Here is a 26,580-nt window from a genome sequence, read left to right on the forward strand (position 1 = left end):
TCAGATTTTTTCACCTAGGGTTTTACTACTAAAGCTGTAGGTTCAACTTCGGGTTCTACTTTGAGAGTTCTGGTATGTGTAACGTTCTGGAATCTTTCTTTAGAATTTTTAAAAATTATTGCTTCATCAATTTTATTGCTTTCTCTTATATGAGGTACATCAACATTATCCCAATCTTCACTTGGTGAGTCTACTAGTAAGTTTGTATAAATAGTATTTTCTCTCATCGTTGTTACTGTTGAAATTTTTCCTAATTCATGTTGCTTTCTAAAATCATGAGACACACTGACTGATTCCTGATACATCGTATCTGCTTCGCTTTTAGCCTGTTTGTAGTTTATAGCATGATCGCCATGTTCGATGCATTTATCCAGGTACTGTTCGAACAACTCTTTACTTTTACAATGGCAATAGACATAGGATTTCAAAACATCGTTGAATTCATTCAGGCGATCTAATTTGACTGATGCCTCAAAGGCGCTTTGCAGTTTCTCTATCAGTTGTGGATTTGTATCGTAAATTATCTTTCGTAATTTTTGTTGCATATCCAATTGCGGATCCAGTTCTACTTGTTTTACCATACCTTTATTTGCAAACTGTGAAAATGTGTTAAGATCTCGCAACATGGAGTCCATAAACCTAACAACATCTTTGGTACCATTATCTTTTTTACTTATTTGAGTTTGATAATCCATAATTCGAGAAATTAGCATTTTTTGCTTTTCATCCCTATAACCGGATAAGTTTCGTTTTAAGCTACTGCTATCGAGATAGTCTGTTTGCATCTCAAATGGACTTCGTTCTGGAAATATACAATTTTCATTAATTTTATTTAGTTCTGCAATTGGAATAATTAAACTATCCTTTAGTTCATAACTGTCTTGCGGGACACCTGTGCTTTTTAAAATATCATTCAATAGAATTGGATCTAATGAAGTAAATTTGATACGCACTTTCTCATCCAGGATATTAATAGAACTAATTTTGTTGGTATTTCTATAAGTCCATGGATGCCTATAAGGTCTACCATCATCGGTGAACAACACGGGTTTATTGACTAATTTTTCAAGACTTAAACAATCTTTTAAAATGCGATTATGTCTTAAGAACAGCTCTGCGTTCATTGCTTTACCATCCAAAGTCGGAAAGTTAGCAAATAAGTTTTTCATACGTTGATTTATAGTTTTCTTTACAGCCAAGGCATCATTTTTTAAAATTTCTACCTCTTTTAGCTGATTTTTTAAGCGAATTAACTCAGGATTGTCTTTGGAAAAGTATGCATTACTCATTGAAGTAATTGCAGTAATTGCATTAATAGAGTTTTTTATTTGAGATATTTTTTGCGAATGGCTTTGCAGGAAATTATCCAGCATAGAATCGATATCATTTTTGCTTAGTAATAATCGGGAAACTCCATCAAATTTGGTGTCAAACGAAGAATCTTCAATAATACTACGGTTTCTGCCCTGGTTATGGCGCGAATGTCGGCCAAGCCCGATGGGAACCAGGTTTAAGCGTGTGTCAAAAGACATCTTTTCTTTTGACATCACAACCTGGTCAAATATATAAAGTTCGTTTTTGTCATTTATCGCTTTGTTTTGATTATTCATACCAATAAAATCGGTGTCATTACATAGATATGAAAAGGCCATGGCATGGCCGGAATCCTTAATCGTTTGTTCCGGATTTAAACGATTCCCAACTGGTACTATGGTTGAGTAGTGTAGGTATTCATCGCCAATTTTAGTGATCCCTTTTAAGGAACTGGGAAGAATCACTCGCTGTGCTTCACCTTCAGCAAATTCATTCAAGAGCAGTATTTTGTCAAAAGGAATAAAAAGAGCGGCTTTCCCATTATGTTCGACCATTGTCGATTCCGTTGTAGTAAATCCCAGGATTCGTGATATGTTTAAGGCGATGGCTTCTCGTTGGACTTCAGTCGTTTTACCATGCTTGGGTAATTTAAGAATACCTTGAGTGTTTAATTTATATTTATTTCTATTAGCCAGGTAGGAAGATGCGTCGATTTCTTGATCGCTCTTTAGATTTAACAATTGAGTTATCGTATCGTCCATTTTTATTAGGGAATGTTTTTCAGTAACGCCACCAGTAGTGTCACGCAAAATACAGTATTGGGATGGAGTGCCATCCTCATTGGGAATCATGATTGTAGAGAGCCCAGTGACTTTGTTGAGATCTTTTAATAAATTCAAATTTGCTTCTAAAGTATTTTTATTAGAAGGCTCCTTCTCTATTTCGATTGATTTTTCTAATTCTTGGATTTTCGCTTCCAAATCTGTTAATTCTAACTCACCCATCCTCTCTTTGAGGAAATTTTTTAGTATGTTTTCAGCATATGACCTTAATAGCTCAAAGTTATTGACCGTTTTCCCATCAAAAATATTCGTATTATTAGGTTCACGTTTTGTGGTTCTTGATGTGTAATTGCCATCAGGTAATTTAGGGGATGAGGTGTTCTCAAAGTTTTCTGGGTTAGTGGTGAGTGTGTCCTCGTCTTCAGAATGCATGATGTGTCTCAATTTACATTTTATGAATTAAATAGATTAAATCATTGTTGTTAAATTTAATCCAATTTGAAATATCTATATGCAATATGAAAATTACTAATACTAGTGTTATTTCAACTAATTAATAAACTCTATGACACACTTTAGGGTTTATTAAAATTTAGATATATTCTCTAGAAATCTAAAAATGCAATTTAAATTGCTGAGACTTAAGCAATCTATTAATCTCCGAAACCAAAATGATGACCCCCATTCTAATTTTGTACCAAATTGAAAGATCGGTTATAATCATGGTTTTTAATTAAATATAAAAGTGTCACAGATTTTATTTTCTCCCATAGCAATAGCCCCGATGATTGATTGGACATACAGTCATTTTCGCGTGTTTATGCGTATATTGGCGCCTAATGCGCTTTTGTATACAGAAATGCAAACTACAGGGGCTGTATGCAATAATCCTATCCGGTCATTACAATTTAATAGAAAGGAGCATCCTCTCGCATTGCAATTAGGTGGTTCTGAGCCAAATCTTCTAGCTCAGTGTGCTAGAAGAGCGGAGCAAGAAGGGTACGATGAAATAAACATTAATTTAGGTTGTCCCAGTGATAAAGTCCAGGCTGGAAATTTTGGTGCCTGTTTAATGAAAGAACCAGAAAAGGTAGGGGATTGTATTCGTGCCATGAGAGAGGCAGTAAATATACCTGTTACCGCAAAGACCAGGATAGGAGTAGACCACCAAGACAGTTATGAGTTTTTTAGTAATTTTGTACATCAATTAGTTGAGGCAGGTGCACAAAAAATAATTGTGCATGCACGTAAAGCGTGGTTGCAAGGCTTAAACCCAAAGCAAAATAGAACCATTCCACCAGTTCATTATGATTATGTCTATCGCTTAAAGAAAGAAATTCCCGATATCCCTATTGTTATTAATGGTAATATATTGAATTTAAACGAAATCAATGAGCATCTCAATTATGTCGATGGGGTGATGTTAGGGCGATTGGCTTGTGATAATCCTTTTCAGATCGCAACAGTGCATCATGGGCTCTATCCTGAAATCACTAAAAGATCTCGTAGTCAAATATTTAATGATTATTTAGAATACTTGCTTGATGAGTTCTATAAAGGGGTTTCTCTTAGTTTACTGATTAAACCTATATTTAATCTAGGTTTTGGCTTACCTGGGGCGAGCCAGTGGAAAAGAAAATTAATGGAAATTTTGCAAACTAAGAATATCTACTTGTTTGAACAATTAAGCCAGTACTTGTTAGAAATTGAAAATAAACATCCAATATTCACTTAAATTAAAGGTATTCATAGTATTTTTTTCGAATTTTTAGTACATTAACAAATTTGTTATTTGAAATCTCCAGAGGATTATTTAGGCCATGCTGAATGCGTTGATTAAGAAAATGTTTGGAAGCCGAAATGAGCGTACATTACGGCGTATGGAAAAAGCAGTAATGGCAATTAATGCGTTTGAAGCGCAAATGCAAACCTTAACCGATGTTGAGTTAGCTGCAAAAACCCAGCATTTTAAAGCACGTTTTGCTGAGGGAGAAACCCTTGATGAATTGTTGGCGGAAGCTTTTGCTACTGTAAGAGAAGTCTCGGTACGAACTTTGGGATTGCGTCATTTTGATGTGCAGTTAATTGGTGGCATGGTGTTGCATGAAGGTAATGTTGCTGAAATGCGAACAGGGGAAGGAAAAACATTGGTTGCTACACTTCCTGCATATTTAAACGCGATTTCTGGAAAAGGTGTTCATATAGTCACGGTTAATGATTATCTTGCCAAACGCGACAGCCAATGGATGAAACCTATATTTGAGTTTTTAGGTCTATCTGTAGGAGTTATTTATCCGGACATGCCTCATGCTGCAAAACAAGAGGCCTATCGATGCGACATTGTTTATGGAACCAATAATGAATATGGCTTTGATTATTTGCGTGACAATATGGCATTTAGTCTTGAAGATAAAGTACAAAGAGAACTTAATTTTGCGATAATAGACGAGGTAGATTCAATTCTTATTGATGAGGCGCGCACCCCGTTGATAATTTCTGGTGCTGCTGAAGACAGTTCGGAACTGTATATTAAAATTAATACCTTAATTCCTCATTTAAAAAAACAGGAAGAAGGTGGGGAGGGGGACTATACGGTTGATGAAAAGCAAAAACAAGCTCATCTTACCGACACAGGCCACCAACACATAGAGGAGTTACTTGTTAAAGCAAAATTGCTGGATCATGGTGAGAGCTTATATCATGCGAGCAATATTATGCTAATGCATCATGTTAATGCAGCATTAAAAGCTCATGCTATGTTTCATCGTGACATCGACTATATTGTTAAAGACAACCAGGTCATCATTGTGGATGAGCATACTGGTCGAACAATGCCAGGTCGAAGATGGTCTGAGGGACTACATCAGGCTGTTGAGGCAAAAGAAAATGTTGCTATTCAAAATGAAAACCAAACGCTTGCCTCTATTACATTCCAGAATTTCTTCCGAATGTATAATAAGTTATCGGGAATGACTGGAACAGCAGATACAGAAGCTTATGAACTACAACAGATCTATAATCTTGATGTAGTGGTAATTCCAACAAATAAACCAATGATACGAAAAGATGAACCTGATTTGGTTTATTTAACCCAAAAAGATAAATTTCAAGCGGTTATTACTGATATTCGTGAGTGTGTTGCACGTAAGCAGCCTGTTTTGGTGGGCACGGTGTCTATTGAGGCCTCAGAATTTTTGAGCCAACTGTTAAAAAAGCAAAATGTCAAACATCAAGTTTTGAATGCTAAGTTTCATGAAAAAGAGGCACAAATCATTGCTGAGGCAGGCCGTCCAGGCACTGTTACTATTGCAACAAATATGGCTGGCCGGGGAACAGATATTGTTTTAGGCGGAAGTTTAGCAGCTGATTTAGCTCAATTACCAGAATCTGCAACTGAGGAAGAAAAAGAGGCAGTAAAGAAATTATGGACGCAACGTCATGATGAGGTTATTGCGGCAGGTGGATTAAGGATCATTGGATCTGAACGGCATGAGTCACGCCGAATTGATAACCAGCTAAGAGGTCGTTCGGGCCGTCAAGGTGATGTAGGAAGCAGCCGTTTTTACTTGTCACTTGAAGATAATTTAATGCGAATATTTGCTTCTGAACGTGTTGCTTCAATGATGCGACGATTAGGAATGCAGCCCGGAGAACCTATTGAACATAGTTTAGTAACAAAGGCAATTGAGAATGCGCAACGTAAACTTGAAGGACATCATTTTGATGTAAGAAAACAGCTTTTAGATTATGACAATGTGGCTAATGATCAACGACAAGTCATTTATACCCAGCGTGCTTCAATCATGGAAATGACAGATACAGAAGAGACAGTGAAGATGATGAGAGAAGAAGTGATCTCTAATCTCGTTGATACCTATATTCCGCCACAAAGTTTAGAAGATCAATGGGATCCCAAGGCTTTAAGTGATGTTTTAGCAGATGAATTTAAACTTAAAATTCCTGTAATTGAATGGATTGAGGAAGATCATCATATTCAACCTGAACAAATCAAGGAAAAAATCCTTGATTTAGCAGAAAAACACTATATTGAAAAAGTGAGCCAGGCAGGTAGAGAGACAATATCTCAGTTTGAAAAGTCTGTTATTTTGCAAACCCTGGACAACCAATGGCGTGAGCACCTTGCTGCAATGGATCAATTACGCCAAGGTATCCATTTGCGCGGTTATGCACAAAAAGATCCAAAACAAGAGTATAAAAAAGAGGCGTTTACTTTATTTTCTACAATGCTTGATAATTTAAAGTATGATGTAATTAGACTCATTTCTTCTGTGGAGGTTCAGACTGCCGCAGATGTCAATGCGGTTGAAGAGCAACGACGTGCAGAACAAGTGAGTAAAATGAGCTTGCAACACAGTGACTTTAGTGATGCTGATGAAGAAAATGATAAAACTCAAACTTATAAGCGCCATGAGAAAAAAATTGGACGAAATGATCCCTGTCCTTGTGGATCTGGTAAGAAATTTAAAGCTTGTCATGGAAGTTTAGTGTGAAAATAACGGTTGCAGTAGCAGTTATTATTGATAAACAACAACGATTCCTGATAACCCAACGTCCTATGCATGCTTCCCATGGAGGATGTTGGGAGTTTCCAGGGGGTAAATTAGAAGAAAATGAATCTTCAGAATTTGCATTGATTAGAGAAATCAAGGAGGAAGTTGATCTGGATGTGCATCAATATCAGCTATTAGGTGAAATAAAGCATCAGTATCCAGATAAGACGGTAACATTGATCGTTTTTCTGGTAACCCATTTTTCTGGTGAACCCTTGTGTAGGGAAAATCAGTTAGGGATGAAATGGGTTAGCCTTCAGGAGTTGAACCCTAAAAATTTCCCTGAAGCCAATCAAGAGATAATCGCGATGATACGTCATCATTTCTTGTAAAACCATTTAGGAAAAATTTCTGCTAGTCTCTCTAATAATAGGAAATACCTAAAATATCGGTTACAAATTTTTTGTTAAATAAGATTCCTTCCAATTCTCATCACACATGGCTATCTTGATACTCTTGATCCAGGGTAATTGATTTTAGAATCATGTTTTGGGCCATTGTTTCATAGTTTTTTCAAGCTTGTTTCTTTTACCTTGTCCAGTCACTTGTAACTGATCAAAAATCAAAATTTATCTTATATCTCAATTTGAAATCAAAGCACTCTATCACTCAGGCTGTCAGGGGATAATTCATTTTCCGTGAATCTAGAATTGATAATGGGAATTTATATAGTGCTATTAACATCAATATCTTGAACTTAATAAATTATTTATAAATCTTATATGACAAATCAAATTAACAAATTGGACTAAAAATGACCCTCATGGTTAAAATGAATACTAATGCAATGGAGAAAAACATGAAAAACCCCAATAAAATTGTTGTGTTTGATGTTGACGGCCCTATAAATTCAGCAGGTGCCACACAGAATATATTTCCAGGGCATAATCGAAGCCCGGAATTAGATTTGGGTGATGATCCAAAAGACTTCTGCGTACCCAATAAGAATTTTTTAAAATTAACATTGGATATTTTATATCAAAACAATATCCTACCAGTCATTGGTTCACAGCGTATTCAAATGACAGACAATGATCCATTTTATGGAAATTATGTATCTACCATGTATCAAGCGCTTAATCATTTTCTTGGATCGAAAAGGCCTTACCTTGGAGAGGATATTGCCCGCGAAATAGGAAAACAACTTCGGGAAAACAACACGGAACAATCAAAAAATTCTATATTAGAGCTATATGGAAAAAAATTTAATATCGCACCCGATAATATTATTTTGATTGATGATAATTCTGGATATAAGGAACATGCAGAGGCTGCGCACTATAAATTCGTCCATGCTCCCAGAAAAGCTGATACTAATTCACCTGAAGACAATGCATACCTTTATGAAACTCTTTTTCGTACTATACCTGCTGAAATAATTTTAAATAGTTTAAAAAACTCTAATGAATGTCAAGAAGTAAAAGACGAATTTGAAAAGCAATTATTAGATGTATTTTCTAAAAATCAAAAGCTCCAAATTTATCAAGTTCAAGTATTATCACAAGAAACAATTGCAAAAGAGGTTTTAAAAGACATTCAAAAAGATATTATGCATACTAAATGGAATAGTAATTTTTTCAGCTCAGTAAAAATTTCAAGTAATAGCGGAGTTGACAATACTGTACCTAAAGAAATGAACAAAATTCTACAAGAAATTAAAAGTGCACAAGATCATAAGCAAACATGGGATACTACTTTAACTAAGGTACATAATATAATTAATGAATCAGCCAATAAAAAAGTTCATTTGTGCCTGAATCGAAATGGCCAAATTCCCAAAGACTTTTATCAAAATACCAAGGCAATGCTTCAAAATTTGCGCAATGAATCGAAACCAGAGCTTGATGATGAATCTTTAAAAGTTACTCTATGATTTGGTAGCTTTTGAGAATTGAAGATACTGACGATGTAAATTGTTTACCGTTGTTGTCAGATCTTCAATTTCCAAATCATTAACTACCACATCATCAGCATTTTTTAGACGTAGGTTCATATTAGGCTGAACTGATAAAATTGCCTGTGCCTGCTCCTTACTGCATTGATCTCGTTGCATTACCCGTGCTAGTTGAGTTTCTATTGGTGCGGTGATAAGCAATACTCTATCGATGAATGGATAATTATGTTTTGTAATAAGCAAAGGTATCTCTACTACGCAATAGGGTGTAGAACAACTGTCTACCTTTTCTTTAATTTTTTTGCGAATAAGTGGATGCAAAAGATGTTCTAGCCACTCACGTTCTTTGGGATTTGAAAAAATAATTTCCCTTAATTGGCTTCGGTTTAGCTCTTTATCTGAGTTTAGAATTAGAGTTCCATAATGGGCGACTATTTTCTTATAGATGTTTTTATCTTTTTGGGTAAGTTCTCGAGATATTTTGTCAGCAGAGATTATTTCTATACCCAACTGAGAGAAAAGGGTGGCTACGGTGGTTTTACCACTTGCTATATCACCTGTTAGTCCTACGCAATAAACCATTTATTAAAGTGCCTGCTTATTCATACATGATATTAAATTAATATAACATGTATCTGGTATAGGGCTTTTTTGCTTGCAATATGCCAGGGCGGCTAATGCAGCATCTTCCCGATGTCGATAACGATTACTTGTCCAGACAAATGCTTCTTTATCAAATGCAGTACATTCCCACTTAGGCATGACATTAACTCCTGCGATGAAGTTTTCGCAGTTGGCTTTGCTTGTGCGACATGAAGCGGGTATTTTGCTATTTTTTTTGCATTTGGCATATGAAAAGTTCAGAGCGATTTTTTGATAAGTACTTTTTGAGGTCCAAAAGGTATTTGTCGCATCATGGGTTGTACATTGCCAATAATCACCGTTAAGATCTACAGGTACCGCAAAGCATGAAGTAGATGAACCCCAAAGAATTAGAAAGCAGTAAGTTATATACCGATTCATTTTTTTTCTCCTTTTAATAAGTCAGTTAATTGGTCAATTGAAAGTGCTTTTGAAAAATGCCATCCTTGTAAAAAGTGCACATCATTTTCCAATAAATAATTAACTTGCTCCTTAGTTTCTACACCCTCTGCAATAATAGTTAAATTTATTTTTTTTGCTAAGTTGATAATGGCATCATTCAAAGTTTCTGTAATTGCCTTTGAGCCTATAGCCTGAATAAATATTTTATCAATTTTTAAAAAATTGAAAGGATAATATTGTAAATAGCTAATACTTGAGTGTCCTGTTCCATAATCATCTATAGCCAGAGAGTAGCCTGCTTCTCGAAGCGCTAACATTTTTTTGATAAAAGATTTGTCATTTACATCAAGTAAATAGCGTTCTGTAATTTCTAATAATATTTGATTAGGGGAAATGGAATATTGATCAACTAATTTATGAAATTGATCAAAAAAAAGCGTATCAGTGAAATGATAAGCACATAAATTGAATGCTAAATGGAATGAAGGGGAGCCATAGAGCAACTCTTTAGTTTCTTTAAAAGCTGTTTCAACAATTTGCAATGTTATGGGAATAATTAAGCCTGTATCTTCAGCTTCTTGAATAAAAAGATCAGGCATTATGATTGTATCTTGATAGTATTTCCATCTTAAAAGAACTTCTGCACCAGAATAAACATTATTTCGTGCGTCAAATAAGGGCTGATAAACCGGATAAAATTGTTCTTTTTTAATTGCCTTCTTGATAGCCCCATGTAACGAGTAATATTTGTTAAGGATTTGTTTGAGTAAAAAATATAACAAAATTGAAAGCACTAATATATCAAGAGCAAGTAAAATTTCCTTGAACCAAAAACTACGGATTATGTTTCGCCTATTTTCAACCACAGTGATTATAATGCCACTAATGCTATTTAATCTTGTAGAAACTACTAGTTTCGGAAATAAAAGAGATTTAATTTGAAGAAGCTTATTATCCAGCCACGGGAATTTTTCTTTTTGTTCCATTGTTATAATTGGTTTTTTTCGATTTTCATCATGTAAGACAATTGAATAGCTGCTATATTCTGGAGAGCTTAATATATTTTCAAGTATGGAGGACATAATGACGACTTCAGCTTGAAAATGGTCAATTTTCCTTTGTATCACATATATGGGATGGACAAACCAGGTAGAGGTTATTGGACCAACAAAGACATGGTTTGGGTTAATATTTAATAGAAAGCTTTTATTATGAGGCAATGTCGAATATACAATTTGATGAACAGGATCCCAAATGGCGATTCCGGAAACTCTGGGATGATTTATATTGATATGCTGTAGGGAAGAAATAATCGTCTCTTTGTTAGTGACATGCAGTTTTTTATCTACAAGTAACTTATTTATATCTTCAAATATGCTGTTAATAAAATTGTCTATATCATTCGCAAGCTTATTAGCGACCTTTGATGCTAAAATCGACGATTTGATATCGTTATTATACCAATTAATATAAGAAAGTATGAAAAAGGAAAAAATAGCCAACGCTATCCATAGCAATTTTAATCGTCTATAGATAAAAAATAACAAATTTTTGAGTGATTCTTGCATGTTTAAGGTATCGCATATGCTCCCTTTATAGATTTTAGTGTTATTTCCGCTAATTTCCCAATTATTTCGTGACTTGTGTTTAATGGGGGAAGCCAATAAAGTGTATTCCCTATTGGCCTTATCAATGCACCATAATTTATAGCTTGTTGATATACTTTATTCCCAACTCTATGGTGCGTGGAATCTTCAAGATCTGCTGCGACAATAGCCCCTATACCACGAACATTTGTTAATTTACCTGAAAGCTGGGCAACTTCTGTCAGGGTTGTCAGCATATATTCGCCTATATTTTGGACATGGGAGATTGTTCTTTCCTCATGTATTGTTTTAATTGTTGCTAATGCAGCACTTACAGCAAGCGGGTTACCGCTGTAAGTATGTGAATGTAAAAATGATTTACCACTTGAATAATCCGCATAAAAGAGCTCAAAAACAGAATGGTCGATCATAATGCAACTTAGAGGTATTGATCCTGATGTTAATCCCTTAGACAAGCAAATAATATCTGCTTCGATTTCAGCATGATTGGCAGCAAGCCATTCTCCAGTGCGGCCTATACCAGTCATTATTTCGTCAGTAATAAGATAAATACCCTTGCTTTTAGCCCATAGTGCTAACTTTTTTAGGAAATCTTGGCTATAGCACAACATTCCACCTGCGCCTTGGATTATTGGTTCAACAATGAGTGCACAGACATTATCTCCTATGGTTTCCAATTGCTTTTCTATAGTAGCCCAATGCGTTTCACAATTAGCCCATAAGGGATCCTTTTTCCCTGTAACATACGGAATGTTGTCAATAAAATGGCAAATTAAATTAAATGATGTATAAGGTGCTTTGTAGATTCCCAGGTCACTAATACTCATAGTTCCTAGTGTTTCTCCATGATATCCATTTTTTAAGGCGATGAATTGATTCTTGTTTGAAAACCCTTTGATTTGATTTGCATGAATGGCTAATTTCATAGCGATCTCAACAGCACTAGCCCCATCACTCGCAAAAAATATATGCTGTTTATGAGTAATATTGGCTAATTCCTCTGCCAATTCAACCAGTAAAGGATGTGTAGTATTAGCCGCAATAACATGTTCAAACCGATTAAGTTGTCTGTTTATTGACGCAATTACATTGGGATGAGCATGCCCTAAAGATTTACACCACCAGCTCGAAATTGCATCTATTAAAGGGCCTTTATCAGTATATAGATAACATCCTTGTGCTTTTTCAACGATCAGTGGGGGGTAAATTTCAAAGTCTTTCATTTGGGCACAAGGATGCCAAACATGTTTTAAGTCTCGATGAATTAATTGTTGGGTGTTTACCATTTAAAAAATTTTGGTTGACAAGCTTGATGTGAACTTTATCATGTTCACTTTATAAATAAAATAAGAATATCAGAGGGGTATAATTGTGACTCAAGCAAAGAAGCACTGGTCAATTTCTGAAATTACAGCGATTTATGAGCAACCATTTAATGATTTGTTGTATCATGCTCAGATGCTACATAGGGAGCATCATAAGCCTAATTCATTACAATTCGCTACTTTATTGAGTATTAAAACAGGGGCTTGTCCTGAAGATTGTGGTTATTGCTCACAAAGCGGGCATCATAAAACCCATGTTGAAAAAGAAAAATTAATGTCAGTTGCTGAAGTATTAAAACGTGCACAAGAGGCTAAAGATGGAGGAGCTAAACGTTTTTGTATGGGTGCTGCCTGGCGTTGCCCACCTGATAAGGCTATGAATGAGTTGCAGGAGATGATTAAAGGCGTAAAAAGCTTAGGATTAGAGACTTGCATGACCTTAGGCATGTTAACTCCAGAACAAGCATCCAGCTTAAAAGAAGCAGGCTTAGATTTCTATAACCATAATATTGATACTTCACCTTCGTATTATGAAAAAGTAGTGACTACACGTAAGTTTAGTGACCGCCTGGAGACGTTAGATCATGTTCGTACAGCGGGAATTGGTGTTTGTTGTGGTGGTATTTTGGGTTTGGGTGAAACAAGAGAAGACCGTATAGAATTTTTATTAACTCTTGCAAATATGGAAACACCACCAGAAAGTGTGCCAATAAATCGCCTGATTCCTGTAGAGGGGACGCCGCTGGCTCACTCAAAGCAGGTTGAGGGCATTGAATTGGTTCGTACTATTGCTACTGCGCGAATATTAATGCCCAAAAGTGTTATCCGATTGACTGCTGGAAGAACTGAAATGAGTGATGAGTTGCAGGCACTTTGCTATTTTGCAGGTGCAAATTCTGTGTTTATTGGTGATAAATTGTTAACCGAAGATAATCCTCAGCGCTCCAAAGACAAGGTTCTTTTTAGTAAACTGGGTCTCACTGAGATGGCATAAATGCTTGTTAGCAATAAAATTAGAGATTATACAAATCAGTTAGCTGCTCAAGGTTTATTAAGAACACGAGTAATGTCGCAGGACTCATCATTAATACATTTTGACAGTAATGATTATTTATCATTAGCAAAGGATAAACGTATATCCGAAGCCTACCAACGAGGATATGCCTTATATCCAAGTGGTAGTGGTGGCTCCATGGTGCTAAGTGGCTACCATACAACCCATCGAGCGGTTGAAGAAGCCTTTGCTAATCTTTTAGCAGTAGATGACTGTCTTTTATTTTCTTCAGGATATGCTGCAAATCTTGCCGTGACAGCTTTATTAGGCCAGTTAAAAGTACACTGTTTTATAGATAAAGAAATCCATGCTTCAATTTATGATGGATTAGCCCTGTCACAAGTAAACTATGTACGTTATTTTCATAATAATTTAGATGACTTAAGACGTAAATGTACGAAAGACTTTGCTGGTAGTGTAGTAATCACCGAAGGGATTTTTAGCATGAGTGGCCAGTTAGCACCTTTGGCCGAGCTCGCTTCTTTTTCTAGGGATAGACAAAGTGTACTCATAGTAGATGAAGCTCATTCCTTTGGTATTTTAGGCCATCAGGGTAAAGGTGCGGTTGTTTCTCACAGGCTAACCCAAAAGGAAGTTCCCTTAAGAATGATTCCATTAGGAAAAGCCTTTGCGTCTCAAGGAGCCATCGTTGCTGGAAAAGCTGATTGGATCTATGCTTTATTACAAGCGGGGCGCTCTATTATTTATTCAACTGCCATTAGTCCGGCTTTAAGTTACGGTTTACTCAAATCCTTAGAAATTATAGTACTTGCAGAAAATAGAAGAGTAAAATTAATGCAACTAATCGCTTTATTTCGAAATCTTATTAAACAGTCACCCCTAAATTGGGCAGACTCAACAAGCCCGATCCAAAGGTTGCGATTAGGATGCCCACATTTAGCATTATATTATGCAAATGAACTAAAAAAACAAGGAATTAGTTGTTGTGCCATAAGGAAGCCAACAGTCAGCACCAAAGAATCGGGATTACGGGTTATTTTAAATTATAATCATACCCCAGAACAGATTTATGAGTTTTTCGATAAACTAAGTAGAATATATGAATATAAACATCCATAAATACGGTGATGGATTCCCTCTTGTTTTTTTTCATGGGTGGGGATTTGATAGCCAGGTGTGGTTGGCTTTGGTTCCAAAACTAAGGCCATATTATCAATTGGTACTGGTTGACTTACCAGGCTTTGGACATAGTCCAATCATGGACTGGCAATTGTTTAAAGCGGTGTTACTGAATCAATTACCGGAAAAATTTGCTTTAATAGGTTGGTCTATGGGTGGGCTATATGCGATGCATTTGGCACTGGAAGAACCTGAGCGAGTAGATTTTTTTATAAGTGTTACTTCATCACCACGATTTTTGTTTGATGACCCATGGCCAGGTATTTCCCAAGAGGTTTTTCAGGGTTTTTATAAAAATATAACAGAGGATCCGCATAGGACGCTAAGTGAGTTTCTCGATCTTCATGGATTGGCCATGCAGGCAAAATCACAATATCTTCCGGATAAACTTCCGTCTTTAGATGGGTTGAGATTCGGCCTTAGTATTTTAGAAACTTGGGATTTTCGCAAGGAATTAAAGCAATTTACTAAACCTGCATATTTTATGTTTGGCCGACTTGATCCTATTGTCTCGGTTAAAACCATGCGTTTTATGCAAATGGAGTATCCCAAATTTAACTATATGCTTTTTAAGCGAGCAGCACACATGCCATTTTTGTCTCACATGGATTTATTCATAGACGAAATAAGAGAGTTTATTAAATGAGACGGTATTTTATTACAGGTACTGATACAGATTGCGGTAAAACATACGTCACCGCACGTTTAGTCGATTATTTTTTTAATGCAGCCGCTATAAAACCAGTTGCAAGCGGATGTATAGAAATTGAAAATCAATTAATTAGTCATGATGCTCAATTATTAATAAAAAACAATAATTTTGATTTAGATCTTATTAATCCCTGGCGGTTTAAATTACCTATATCACCGCATATTGCAGCTGAAAAGGAAGGAGTGCGTTTATCAATAACTGAAATAGCGGATTATTGTCTTAATTTAAACATGGAAGGAGTTGAACAATTATTTATCGAAGGCGCTGGAGGATTGATGGTTCCTTTGAACTACGATGAAACCTGGATTGATTGGTTGAAAATAACTCAAATTCCTGTTGTTGTTGTTGTGGGAATAAGGTTAGGTTGCATTAATCATGCATTACTTACGGAAGCTGCTTTAAATGCTCATAAAATTGAATGTATCGGATGGATTGCTAATTGTATCGACCCAAATATGCAAGCATTATCCGAAAACATTGATACCCTAGTTCATAAACTAGAATCACCTCTATTGGCAACGGTTCCTTTTGAAAGCAATCTACTGGATTTACATTTTTGGCCTGGGCTGGATAACAGTAAATAATAAAATGCTCCGTTAAATCGAGCCCTGGGGTATATTTTCTGGACGCACATGTCTTCATTACTTATTCTCAATAAAAAAATTGAATGAATTCAGATTCCTATGTAATTATTTTACTAAGTTAATTAAAAATAATGACAATTTGATGAAATATATGTTACATATAGAAACAAATTAACTTTGTATATCAAAAATGTAATTTTGAGTTAACGTATAACATAAGGAATTGGAAATGGTTGTGTATAACAGTGATATAGAAAAACGTTTAAAGAAGTGTGACAAAAAGTTACGTACCTTATTTCAGGATTATATGAAGGCTCATCAATTGATGTCTCAAACGATCCAAGCAATAGAGCAGTATTATAATACCTCTTATCGGAAAGCAACTCGCACAAAAACTATTGAACAAATCACTTCTAGCTATGAGCTGTTAGTGGATAATCTAAGTCAAATCAAAAATACGAAACTCAGTCCTGATATGGCATTAAAGCAAATAAGCCGTGATATAAATTCCAGAAAAAGAAATGTTCTTTATCATGATGTTGCTAAAGCAGCAGAGTCCATATTCTGGGCAGCTACTGCAACCACTTTATATGCAGCTGTTTTTGGTATTGCTTTGCCCATACTTATTGTTCAACCAGTATTAGGTGTTGCAGTAGGAATAACTATTGTTGGTGCAATGCTTGCAGCTGCATACAAATCTTTTGCATGTTTAACAGAATTTAAATCTTATAGTCGCCATAGCCTTGAATACGAACATGAGACAAGTCTGGTCTCATTCTTTTCCAAAACTTCTAAGCGCATACAGCATATGGAGTGTGATGAGATATCACTAAGTCAGGAAGAGGACGTTAGTGACAGATCTCCTTGTTTCAACTTTTAAATACTTCCCATTGTTGCAATTAACTAGTTATTACTTAGAAATTAAGCAAAACGAAGCGATTGCTGTTAATTGCAACAGTTATGACTTCAAATCGAATGTATCTTCCTTTTTTTGGAGGTTGAAGAATGAGTTTAATCAACAAAGCAATCATTGTAGTTGTATCTTTTCTTCTTTCAGTATCAGCCCAAGCAAAAGGTGCTACAAGGCTGAATATAGAGTTTACTGCCTTGACACCAACGAATATTACCCTGGCGCCGACTGAAATAAAAAGAATTGAATACATAGTAAAAAATACAGCAATAAAAGATCCTCAATATATGGTTATGAAAGAAATACCAGGTATCCATCAAGTTTATCATGAAAAGGAAGATTGTGAGCCTAATATGCTTTTGTTACCCGGGCGAAAATGTAGGTTAGTTTTAGAGGCTAAAGGAAATGAACTAAAAGGAGATATTTTTGGCGGGCCTGAGTTGTGTTTTCGATTATTTCCTCTTATATGTAGCCAACCATCCACTGCGATTCAACTTTCAATTCAATTAATTAATCAACCAGAGCCACCTTTAGAGTACATGATAACACCCAATGCAACAGATCATGGCTCAATAAAGCCCAATATCACTCAAAAAGTGAAACAAGGAAGCACGATTACATTTAACGCAGCACCTGAGACTGGTTATGGAGTGAGTGATTGGTTCGTTGATGAAAAACAAGTACAAAAAGGAGGACATACTTTTCAGCTTAGAAACGTTACAACACACCACAAAGTTAAGGTAAGTTTTGGTAAGGCTACCTTGACTCCAAATGTATCTCAGTTATCGCTCTCAGTAGCTTGTTCCAGCACCAATCCTTCTTGTGCTCATGTAAATACTGCTTTAACTGGAGCATCACGACAATTTATCATTACTAACTTGGGATCAATTGATGCGACTAATGTTGCAGTAGAATCATCTGGATTGCCGCAAGGAACAAAATTTTCAACTACCTGTTCAAATGAACTTCAACCCAATGATTCATGTACAGTTACGGTTTTCCCTGGTTCTGTTGCAAGTAGTGGTGCTGAAGGTACTCCTTGTACATCAGGGATCCAACCTATACCTGGAAAAATAGCTGTAACATCTGATAATGGTTTTTCAACTCAACTTAGCGTTTTTGTATTAGGCTATGGATGTATTTATCAGGGAGGGTATATTTATTCAATCGATGATACCTTTGTGAATGGAAGTATAAGGGGTAAAGTAGTAAATAGTTCGGATCAGACAGAGCGTTATCACGAGGGTATTATTTGGAGCTCTAATGGCTCAGGGAGAGCCAGCTGCGATGTACATTATGCGATACATGGAATTAATGAAAAATCTGCAACACCTTGTAAAGGAGGAGCTAATGGACAATGTAATACTGGGTATATTTTAAATTATTACAGCCCAGTTTCTTCCTATCCGTTGGCATATTATGCTGCAGGACTTTGCAAAATGGATATTGAAGGATATTCAGATTGGTATTTGCCCGCCATTTGTGAGCTAGGATATGAGAAACAAGATGGCAGTTGTGGAAGTGGCTGTCTTTCGAGTCAACAAAATATCCAAGCTAACTTAGTTGAGAAGGGCATAGGTGGCTTTTCAGGATATTACTGGAGTTCTACTGAATACTCTAATTTACCCATGTTTTATGCATGGTTTCAAAATTACTCTTCGAGTGGAGAACATTTCCAGCTTTATGATTTTAAATTAAATCAATTTAAAGTACGTTGTTCCCGTGATTTAACTGCCTAATTAAGGCGAGTTGACCATTCATCCCCACAGCCTACGTGCCGCGACTTGTTCAGCGTTGTTGCATATCCCAGGTTCTCTGCCAGCCCCCATAGGGGGCTACTTAAAAAACGGCCGCACTTTTAGGTAAGCCTGGTTTATTCATTTTATTGATAATCCGACATCGAATAACAAGGTCTGTTAATGGGTTTTCGGGCGTACGAACACTCATTTGATCGCCAAAAATAAAATTGATTCGCGACCTATTCGTTTCAACCAATGAGCGCCGTTGATAGTTATTTTCTTGTTTCCAAAAACGAAGCTCTTCTTCCTTGTCTGGTGCCGAATTAAGCCTGATGTATAATCGGGAGTGTGGATTTTTAGCCGGTTGAGTTGAATTAATGAATGTAGAAATCCTTCTGTAGCGCGATAAAAGAACCGAAATAACTATCTGATAGTTAAGACGCATAGAATAAGTAAACTCAGAGTAATCCTTGGTATCAATTCGATATTCTCATTAAAAGCCGGTTTATTATTTTACGCACTCTGTGAATTTTAAAATAATCTTAAATCTACTTGTTGATTTAATTTCTCTATTGTATGTTTAGAATAGTTTAAATATTAAGGATAAATCATGATAACAAAGGAAAAAATCATTCAATCAGTAATGACCGCTTTTTTTATTCTTGTTGCAACGGGTAGTAGTGCTGCTGATAGTAATGACGCTACAACTACCGAGAAGTGCTATGGAATTGCTAAAAAAGGTATGAATGATTGTGCTACTGCGACTGCTTCATGTGCCTCTTCGGCTACCAAGGATGGTCAAAAAGACGCATTTATTTTGTTACCTAAAGGAATTTGTGAACGCATTGTGGGGGGTAGTCTTTCAGTAAAATAATAAAATTATTAGTGTAAAATTTGATACTAATGATATAGAAATTTTATGTTACTAAACGAATATCAATTATTATTAGAAAAGGAATTTTAGTATGAAACAACTACTGAAGTATTTTTCATTATTTATCTTATTCTCTATAAGTTCGTTTCAAGTAAATGCAGCGCCAGAAACTTTTATTTTAGATAATAAACATACATATGTGTTATGGAGTATTGATCATCTTGGTTTTTCAACACAATATGGAAAGTGGTATGCAACTGGCAAGGTCACACTTGATCAAGATAACCCAGGTCAAAGTAAAGTTGATGTCAAAATTGATGTAGCGGATATGATTACAGGTATTCCAGAACTCGATGAGCATTTAAAAAGTCAATTGTTCTTTGATACAAAAAAATTTCCTGCTGCAACTTTTGTGAGTAATAGGGTGACTCCAACAGGAAAAGAAACTGCAACAGTCGATGGTACGTTAACTTTGCGTGGTGTAAGTAAGCCCGTTGTATTACAAGTAACTTTAACTAAAAAAGGAATGAATCCAATCAGTAATAAAATGTCTGTTGGATTTACTGCGACTACTTCAATAAAACGCTCGGATTTTGGCATTAATGCCTTCTTACCTGCTTTAAGCGATACAGTAAATATCAAAATCGGCGCAGAAGCTTATCTTGATAAAAAAGCAGGGTAAGTTTATGCAAATAAAAAACAGTTCAACGCAATTTGGGGTAGTTGCTATATTACTTCACTGGATTATTGCATTACTCATAATTGGATTATTAGCACTGGGTCTATATATGGTTGCGCTGCCATGGAGTCCTGAAAAATTAAAATTATATGGTTGGCATAAAGAATATGGTTTTTTAGTACTTTTTTTAGCAATTTTTAGAATTATTTGGCGTTTGAGTAATGAAATGCCAGAGCTTGCCTTACCATGGCTTGAAAAAATTGCTGCGCGTAGTATGCATTGGGCATTTTATGTGTTCATGTTTGCTATGCCTATCACTGGTTGGTTAATTACTTCCTCAGCTGGACTACCAGCATCATTTTTTGGGTTATTTACATTACCCAATCTTGTTGCTCCAGATGAGGATAAAAGGATATTATTTGAATGGATTCACGAATGGTTAGGATATGCACTTATTGCCGCTATTTGTATGCATGCAGCTGCAGCGTTAAAACATCATTTTATTAATAAAGATGATATATTAAGGAGAATGTTTCCATGAAGTATCGAGTATTTTATTAGCTAGGGAAGAGTGTCACTCATCGAGTGAATTCAAAAAGAAGTCGGTATGAATTTAACAATTGATTTATCCAAATTTCTAACCTTTTGAAAGAATATTAAAGCTTGTTCCCAGTTCAAATCCCTGAATATACTGTACCCCGTAACTTGTTCGCGGGGTTCATTTGTTTTAGCGCTGTGCCTTAGGATGCTTCCGAAAAGAGTCTTAACATCGGTGAACCAGTCTAAAAAAATATGACACATAAGTTGGCTGATTTGATGAAAGCTAATTCTTTAAAACAAACTATTCCTGCGGCGAGAGTTATTATGCAGCCTACTTTTTCCCGCAGCGTGCCTATATGGAGCATGCAAAATAAATACCGAAAGATTCAATCAATTGATTTAAATAATTGTTGTTTTAAAGCTAAGACCAGCTAAAATCAGACATTATGATCCAAGTACCATTTTTTCTTTAATTCAAGAAATTTAGCTTTTTGTTTCGCATTCAGAATAGTATACATCTCATGCTGCATGATAACCTTATTCTTTAACATCGAGCCTCTTATTTTATTAACTTGATCTATTAATGAATCTAGTTTTGCTTCGTCTATTTTATCAGATTGGATTAAAGAGTTAATTTGAGTACGTAGCGTTCGAAGTTGTGTATAGTTGGATTTGAAGTTAGCTTGAGCTTCTTCTTTATAAGTTTGCAGTTTCGCCTGTTGTTCAGGTGTAAGATTAAGCTCTTTTGCTAGATTATCAGAGTGATGTTGTTTATTGCATTGTTTAGAGTCACCAGAACATGCAAAACTGGACTGTCCTAAGGTTATTATCAAAGTAAGAACTGATAACGAGATAAATTTTTTGTTCATTATTTTCTTCCTCTATTTGGGCCAAGTTATAAGATCATGGACATATTGTTTAATGCTACGCACATTATTATATGTAGATAGAACAGGTTGACTTGAATGTGTGGCTAATTTTAATTTTTTGCCTTTTGCGATGCTAAAGATAACCGCTTCATGAGTAAGTTTTTTTAAATCTTCTATTACTTGATAAGTATAGATATCCTTTGACAAGTGTTCGAGACTGAGTAAAACTTCTTTAAACTGCAGAATGTTAAATTTACTTTCTTGAAAACAGTTTAATATAAGCGTAAGAGCTTTAATTTTCTCTTGGTTTATTTCATTTATAACTTGATAAGAGTCATTGATATGTTTTTCCAGGTTATTTTTTACCGAAGCAAAAGACAAAGGTAAACTTAATGCGAGCTCTTGCTGGCGCACCGCTAGCTGTTTTATACGCGATGCTTGTAATTCCTTCCCGGTATTAAGCCAGGAAGAGTCGTTTAATTCACCATCTTCAACACCAAGAAATTTTAACATTCCTAAAACATTTTCATGCAATGGGATTGAGTTTTGAGAGCGAAAAGTATTTTGTAATCCATAGTAATTAAAAGATAAAGGCTGAATTTCATTTTTAAATTTATCAGTATTCACTACATAATCATTAAATAATGAATTAGCTATTTGTATTGGTCCCGTAGTACAAATGACAATGGATTTGAGATATAGATCATGTTCCTTTTTCATTAAATAGCTTAAAAATTTCTCATCATTTGCTTCCAGGGCATTTCTAATTACAGAATATTCCTTTCTAAAGAATAGATATTTTACCAGGTTTAATTGCGACTGGAGTTCTTTTCTCAATCTATTGATGATATCTTGGGAGGATTCATTTGGAGATATCCTATTAAAATTTAAAAAATCAATTTTATTAGTCATCATTTCATGAATATAAGCCCTAATCTTTAACGATGAGTTGGGGGTACCTAGGGAAATGAGATCTTTGGTTTTCGAGATATAAAGAGATTCAGAGCGATTTTTCATCAATTTAATAATGTAGCGATTGATAAAACTATCAGTCAATAGTTCTTTTTCTGTCTTTTCTATAAAATCTGTATCATATTGTGACAGTGTTGCTAGAAGACCATTTTGGACACGTTCAATTTCATTTTTACCGGCAACTTCATCAATGATTGCTACAAAATCATTATTGGCAAGGATAAACTCTTTTTTTCCTATTTTTAAACTACCAATATTTAGTAACAGGGGACTGTCTACGGGTATAGTGGAAGGAATATTTGCGGTGTCAATGGGAACATCGAAATCAGTATAGGTTCCTAGTTTATATATAGGTGAAAGCCATCTTAAAATATCACTAGCTACTCCTAAATTTCCTCCTGAATTTAAATTGGAAATTTCTTCATTATAAAAACCATATAATTTTTTTTCATTTTCAAGTTCAAGTATATCTTTTATTCTATGTGCATCTATCAAAATGATATCGTTTTCTTTACTAAATTCATGAAGGGCTTGAACTGAAGAGTGGGTTAATAATGTAGAGTCATAGACCAAGTGAACTGTATCTTTAGGGTTTTTCTCACGCATTTCAAGAAGACGAATTTGATTTTCCAAATTTATAAATACATTTGGATCATTACTTAGCCAGATTTTAACATGTAACTTTGGGTTATATTGATACATTTTTTATTCTTTATTTTGAGTTCAATAAGTAACTTAAAGAGTCACCAGGAATAAAAATATAAATGGCTCTTAATTAAAGCTTAGCACAATCTAAAAAAAATGATTTTTAAGTAAATTTAATTGATGAATCTTATCTAATATGTTATAAATGACGCGCTTTAAATACACACACGTTTCGGCACATATGATAGGGTCCCTTTGTGGGTTTCGTATGGGAAGCGTGGAGGAATAACCCTGGAGATAAATTATGAATGTAAGCATGCGTGAACTGCTTGAAGCAGGAGCTCATTTTGGACACAGAACTCGGTTTTGGAATCCTGAAATGGGTGAGTATATATTTGGTTCTCGAAACAAGATACATATTATTAATCTTGAAAAAACCATGGTGATGCTCAACGACGTATTAAACTATGTTGGAAGACTAGCATCTAACAAAGCAAAAATTCTTTTTGTAGGCACAAAAAGAGCCGCTCAAGAAAGTATTCGCGAACATGCGAAACGCTGTGGTATGCCCTATGTTGATCATCGTTGGTTAGGTGGTATGTTAACTAACTATAAAACGGTTCGTCAGTCCATCTTTCGTTTAAAAGAACTAAAAGAAATGAAAGAAAAAGGATTATTCAATGATATGATTAAAAAAGAAGCATTAATGCTGACGCGTGAGCTGGAAAAATTGGAGCGCGGTCTAGGCGGTATCGAAAATATGGGTGGTTTGCCCGATGCTCTTTTTGTTGTTGATGTTGGTTTCGAGCATATCGCTGTAGAGGAAGCTCATCGGTTAAGAATCCCTGTTATTGGTATTGTCGATACAAATAATAGTCCTAAAAACATCGATTATATTATTCCTGGTAATGATGACTCTATGCGAGCTGTAGATATATACGTTCGTTGTGTTGCTGATGCGATTTTAGATGCAAAAGGAAGTAACACTGTAGGTGTGGGTTCATCAAATGCTGAGTTTGTTGAAGTAGTTGAACAAGCTAGTGATGCAACAAAAACAGGCGAATAATTAAATTTAAAATATAGGGGGCTAGGGGTATAAACCCTTGATTCGCCCCCTTTTTGCTATACGGAGAAATGAAAAATGTCAATTAGTGCAAGTTTAGTCATGGAATTACGTGCGCGTACTGGTGCAGGCATGATGGAATGCAAAAAATTTCTAATAGCAACCAATGGTGATATTGAAGCAGCAATCACTGAAATGCGCAAAGCAGGTCAGGCAAAAGCGGACAAAAAAGCGGATCGCGTTGCGGCCGAGGGTGTTGTTGTTATTGCTCGTTCTGCTGACGGACATACCGCAGTAATGTTAGAAATCAATAGTGAGACTGATTTTGTCGCTCGTGATGAAAACTTTACTAACTTTGCTAATACTGTTGCAGAAGTAGCATTAAATAGTACAGTCGCTACTATTGAAGAACTATCTAATCTTCCATTTACTTCTAGTATTTCTGTTGAACAAGCACGTCAAGAATTAGTAGCAAAAATTGGTGAAAATATTAAACTAAGACGCTTAGAGCGTATGAGTTGTGATAGTGGGGTCATAGGTTGTTATTTACATGGCTCACGCATTGGAGTTATGGCTGCCTTAAAAGGCAATAATGAAGAGCTTGCTAAAGATATTGCAATGCACATTGCAGCAAGCAAGCCAATAGTAGTAAGTAGAGATCAAGTGTCAGCTGAAGCGATTGAAAATGAGCGTGAAATTTTTACAGCTCAAGCAAAAGAAAGTGGAAAACCTCAAGATATTATCGATAAAATGATCGAAGGCCGTATCAATAAATTTATTGATGAAGTAAGTTTGTTAGGCCAACCTTATGTTAAAAATCCTGACATTAAAGTGGGGCAACTTTTAAAAGAGAAAAATACGGAAGTACTTTCTTTTGTTCGCTATGAAGTTGGTGAAGGTATAGAGAAAAAGGAAGATAACTTTGTGGAAGAAGTGATGGCTCAGGTTCGCACATGATGAATGAAAGTCACTCTAAATTAAAGTATAAACGTATTTTACTGAAGTACAGTGGCGAAGCCCTTATGGGCAAGTCACAATTCGGTATAGATCCCTCTGTTTTAGATACATTAGCCAGGGATGTATCAGAATTAATTAAAATGGGCGTAGAAGTAGGCCTTGTGTTAGGTGGTGGTAATTTATTTCGCGGTAAGGCACTCTCCCAGGCAGGAGTTGGTCGTGTTACTGGTGACCATATGGGAATGTTGGCTACAGTAATGAATGCATTGGCAATGAGAGATGCTTTGGAGCGTATTGATATGCCAGCGCGAATTATGTCGGCCATCCCTATGTTGGGGGTAGTTGATTCTTATCATAGACGCAAAGCAATCACTCATTTGCGTACTGGCCACGTTGTAATTTTTGCAGCAGGTACCGGAAATCCTTTTTTTACAACAGATACTGCAGCTTGTTTACGAGCCATCGAAATAGGTGCTGATGTAGTTTTAAAAGCAACTAAGGTAGACGGAGTTTATTCCGAAGATCCTTTAAAAAATCCAAACGCTAAAAGATATGATTATTTGACTTATATTGAAGTATTAACTCAAGGTTTGGAGGTAATGGATTCTACTGCTATTTGTCTGTGCCAGGATCAAGGCATGCCTTTGCAAGTTTTTGATATGACTGCACCTAATGCTTTAAAAAGAATTGTATTGGGAGAGCGTGTAGGAACTATAGTCGGAGCTAATCATGATTAATGAGATTAAGCAAGATTCTGAAAGGCGAATGAAGAAAACCATTGAAGCCTTACGGATTGATATGTCAAAAATTAGGACGGGAAGGGCAAATGTAGGATTGCTTGACCACGTACAAGTTGATTACTATGGAAATTTAACCCCTTTGAGTCAGGTTGCTAATGTTACTGCGAGTGATTCGAGAACTATATTAGTGACTCCATGGGAAAAATCTATGGTTTCAGCAATTGAAAAAGCTATTTTAACCTCTGATCTAGGTCTAAATCCTGCCACAACAGGTAATGCAATTCGTGTTCCAATGCCTCCATTGACAGAGGAACGAAGAAAAGAATTGATTAAAGTAGTTCGTAACGAAGCAGAGCAAGGCAAAGTTTCTATTCGTAATATTAGACGGGACGCAAATAATCAATTAAAAGACTTGGTTAAAGACAAATCTATTTCAGAAGATGATGAGCGTCGTGCAGCAGAAGCGATTCAAAAGTTAACTGATAAGTATATACTTGAAGTTGATGCATTATTAGCTGAAAAAGAAAAAGATTTGATGGAAGTTTAAATTATAAAATTTATTTTA

25 protein-coding genes are annotated in these 26,580 nt (G+C 35.6%); 17 read left to right on the plus strand and 8 right to left on the minus strand.

Going from position 1 to position 26,580, the window contains the following annotated elements; all coding sequences use genetic code 11:
- Positions 1-14: 14 nt before the first annotated feature.
- On the minus strand, positions 15-2,528 hold the full coding sequence (locus EKG34_RS08590) for a hypothetical protein (RefSeq protein ID WP_003637036.1): 2,514 nt from the start codon (positions 2,526-2,528) through the stop codon (positions 15-17).
- A gap of 313 nt (positions 2,529-2,841) precedes the next feature.
- Between EKG34_RS08590 and dusA the strand changes: the two genes are divergently transcribed.
- The 4 genes from dusA to EKG34_RS08610 all read left to right on the plus strand — a co-directional run bounded on the left by dusA (position 2,842) and on the right by EKG34_RS08610 (position 8,540).
- Positions 2,842-3,831, plus strand: a complete 990-nt coding sequence (dusA, locus tag EKG34_RS08595; RefSeq protein ID WP_012979127.1) for a tRNA dihydrouridine(20/20a) synthase DusA — start codon at positions 2,842-2,844, stop codon at positions 3,829-3,831.
- Between the two features lie 85 nt (positions 3,832-3,916).
- Entirely contained in the window at positions 3,917-6,607 is a 2,691-nt protein-coding gene (gene secA / locus EKG34_RS08600) for a preprotein translocase subunit SecA (RefSeq protein ID WP_003637039.1), read from the plus strand.
- On the plus strand, positions 6,604-6,999 hold the full coding sequence (gene mutT / locus EKG34_RS08605; protein WP_003637040.1) for an 8-oxo-dGTP diphosphatase MutT: 396 nt from the start codon (positions 6,604-6,606) through the stop codon (positions 6,997-6,999). Before secA ends, mutT begins: the two co-directional genes overlap by 4 nt.
- Positions 7,000-7,574: 575 nt before the next feature.
- On the plus strand, positions 7,575-8,540 hold the full coding sequence (locus EKG34_RS08610) for a hypothetical protein (RefSeq protein WP_125461274.1): 966 nt from the start codon (positions 7,575-7,577) through the stop codon (positions 8,538-8,540).
- Here EKG34_RS08610 and coaE read toward each other — a convergent pair.
- The 4 genes from coaE to bioA form a co-directional block, all read right to left on the minus strand.
- Positions 8,535-9,143, minus strand: a complete 609-nt coding sequence (gene coaE, locus EKG34_RS08615) for a dephospho-CoA kinase (protein ID WP_003637043.1) — start codon at positions 9,141-9,143, stop codon at positions 8,535-8,537. The two genes, EKG34_RS08610 and coaE, sit on opposite strands and share 6 nt — an antisense overlap.
- A 3-nt stretch (positions 9,144-9,146) precedes the next feature.
- On the minus strand, positions 9,147-9,584 hold the full coding sequence (locus EKG34_RS08620; RefSeq protein WP_003637044.1) for a hypothetical protein: 438 nt from the start codon (positions 9,582-9,584) through the stop codon (positions 9,147-9,149).
- Entirely contained in the window at positions 9,581-11,107 is a 1,527-nt protein-coding gene (locus EKG34_RS08625) for an EAL domain-containing protein (RefSeq protein WP_223800022.1), read from the minus strand. Before EKG34_RS08625 ends, EKG34_RS08620 begins: the two co-directional genes overlap by 4 nt.
- A 68-nt stretch (positions 11,108-11,175) precedes the next feature.
- A complete protein-coding gene (gene bioA / locus EKG34_RS08630; RefSeq protein WP_003637046.1) occupies positions 11,176-12,498 on the minus strand; it encodes an adenosylmethionine--8-amino-7-oxononanoate transaminase in 1,323 nt (440 codons plus the stop codon).
- An 85-nt stretch (positions 12,499-12,583) separates the two neighbouring features.
- Here bioA and bioB point away from each other — a divergent pair, with 85 nt between their 5' ends.
- The 6 genes from bioB (at position 12,584) to EKG34_RS08660 (ending at position 18,676) form a co-directional block, all read left to right on the plus strand.
- A complete protein-coding gene (bioB, locus tag EKG34_RS08635; RefSeq protein WP_003637047.1) occupies positions 12,584-13,531 on the plus strand; it encodes a biotin synthase BioB in 948 nt (315 codons plus the stop codon).
- Positions 13,532-14,671, plus strand: a complete 1,140-nt coding sequence (locus EKG34_RS08640; RefSeq protein WP_003637048.1) for an aminotransferase class I/II-fold pyridoxal phosphate-dependent enzyme — start codon at positions 13,532-13,534, stop codon at positions 14,669-14,671.
- The gene (locus EKG34_RS08645) at positions 14,652-15,377 is read left to right on the plus strand and encodes an alpha/beta fold hydrolase (RefSeq protein ID WP_003637049.1); all 726 of its coding nucleotides are present in this window, start codon (positions 14,652-14,654) and stop codon (positions 15,375-15,377) included. Before EKG34_RS08640 ends, EKG34_RS08645 begins: the two co-directional genes overlap by 20 nt.
- On the plus strand, positions 15,374-16,027 hold the full coding sequence (gene bioD / locus EKG34_RS08650; protein ID WP_003637050.1) for a dethiobiotin synthase: 654 nt from the start codon (positions 15,374-15,376) through the stop codon (positions 16,025-16,027). Before EKG34_RS08645 ends, bioD begins: the two co-directional genes overlap by 4 nt.
- 229 nt (positions 16,028-16,256) lie before the next feature.
- Complete coding sequence (locus EKG34_RS08655) at positions 16,257-16,907, plus strand: DUF5638 domain-containing protein (RefSeq protein ID WP_003637052.1); 651 nt, start codon at positions 16,257-16,259, stop codon at positions 16,905-16,907.
- Between the two features lie 125 nt (positions 16,908-17,032).
- On the plus strand, positions 17,033-18,676 hold the full coding sequence (locus tag EKG34_RS08660) for an InlB B-repeat-containing protein (RefSeq protein WP_003637054.1): 1,644 nt from the start codon (positions 17,033-17,035) through the stop codon (positions 18,674-18,676).
- A 100-nt stretch (positions 18,677-18,776) separates the two neighbouring features.
- On the opposite strand, the gene EKG34_RS08665 is transcribed toward EKG34_RS08660, so the two are convergent.
- Positions 18,777-19,121, minus strand: coding sequence for a hypothetical protein (locus tag EKG34_RS08665; RefSeq protein ID WP_012979125.1), 345 nt, complete (start codon positions 19,119-19,121; stop codon positions 18,777-18,779).
- Between the two features lie 165 nt (positions 19,122-19,286).
- Here EKG34_RS08665 and EKG34_RS08670 point away from each other — a divergent pair, with 165 nt between their 5' ends.
- The 3 genes from EKG34_RS08670 to EKG34_RS08680 all read left to right on the plus strand — a co-directional run bounded on the left by EKG34_RS08670 (position 19,287) and on the right by EKG34_RS08680 (position 20,770).
- Positions 19,287-19,550: a BufA1 family periplasmic bufferin-type metallophore gene (locus EKG34_RS08670; protein WP_003637056.1), complete on the plus strand. Its 264-nt coding sequence runs from the start codon at positions 19,287-19,289 to the stop codon at positions 19,548-19,550.
- Between the two features lie 91 nt (positions 19,551-19,641).
- A complete protein-coding gene (locus EKG34_RS08675) occupies positions 19,642-20,232 on the plus strand; it encodes a YceI family protein (protein WP_003637057.1) in 591 nt (196 codons plus the stop codon).
- 4 nt (positions 20,233-20,236) lie between these two features.
- Entirely contained in the window at positions 20,237-20,770 is a 534-nt protein-coding gene (locus EKG34_RS08680) for a cytochrome b (protein ID WP_003637058.1), read from the plus strand.
- Positions 20,771-21,206: 436 nt separating this feature from the next.
- Here the strand turns inward: EKG34_RS08680 and EKG34_RS08685 are convergent, their stop codons facing one another.
- Together EKG34_RS08685 and EKG34_RS08690 are read right to left on the minus strand one after the other, a co-directional pair.
- Positions 21,207-21,638: a Spy/CpxP family protein refolding chaperone gene (locus tag EKG34_RS08685; protein WP_003637061.1), complete on the minus strand. Its 432-nt coding sequence runs from the start codon at positions 21,636-21,638 to the stop codon at positions 21,207-21,209.
- 12 nt (positions 21,639-21,650) lie between these two features.
- On the minus strand, positions 21,651-23,312 hold the full coding sequence (locus EKG34_RS08690) for a glycosyltransferase family 88 protein (RefSeq protein WP_003637062.1): 1,662 nt from the start codon (positions 23,310-23,312) through the stop codon (positions 21,651-21,653).
- Positions 23,313-23,556: 244 nt separating this feature from the next.
- On the opposite strand from EKG34_RS08690, the gene rpsB reads away from it, so the two are divergent.
- The 4 genes from rpsB to frr all read left to right on the plus strand — a co-directional run bounded on the left by rpsB (position 23,557) and on the right by frr (position 26,562).
- Positions 23,557-24,321, plus strand: a complete 765-nt coding sequence (gene rpsB, locus EKG34_RS08695) for a 30S ribosomal protein S2 (protein ID WP_085956276.1) — start codon at positions 23,557-23,559, stop codon at positions 24,319-24,321.
- A 75-nt stretch (positions 24,322-24,396) separates the two neighbouring features.
- Positions 24,397-25,275 carry a translation elongation factor Ts gene (tsf, locus tag EKG34_RS08700; protein WP_003637064.1) on the plus strand — a complete coding sequence of 293 codons (879 nt, stop codon included), beginning with the start codon at positions 24,397-24,399 and terminating at the stop codon, positions 25,273-25,275.
- Positions 25,272-26,012 (plus strand): UMP kinase, encoded by a 741-nt coding sequence (gene pyrH, locus EKG34_RS08705; protein WP_012979124.1) that lies wholly within the window; start codon positions 25,272-25,274, stop codon positions 26,010-26,012. The genes tsf and pyrH overlap by 4 nt, the downstream gene beginning before the upstream one ends.
- Positions 26,005-26,562 carry a ribosome recycling factor gene (frr, locus tag EKG34_RS08710; RefSeq protein WP_003637067.1) on the plus strand — a complete coding sequence of 186 codons (558 nt, stop codon included), beginning with the start codon at positions 26,005-26,007 and terminating at the stop codon, positions 26,560-26,562. The genes pyrH and frr overlap by 8 nt, the downstream gene beginning before the upstream one ends.
- The last annotated feature ends 18 nt before the right edge of the window (positions 26,563-26,580 follow it).

The sequence above is a fragment of the Legionella longbeachae genome (assembly GCF_004283175.1).
Lineage (GTDB): Bacteria > Pseudomonadota > Gammaproteobacteria > Legionellales > Legionellaceae > Legionella > Legionella longbeachae.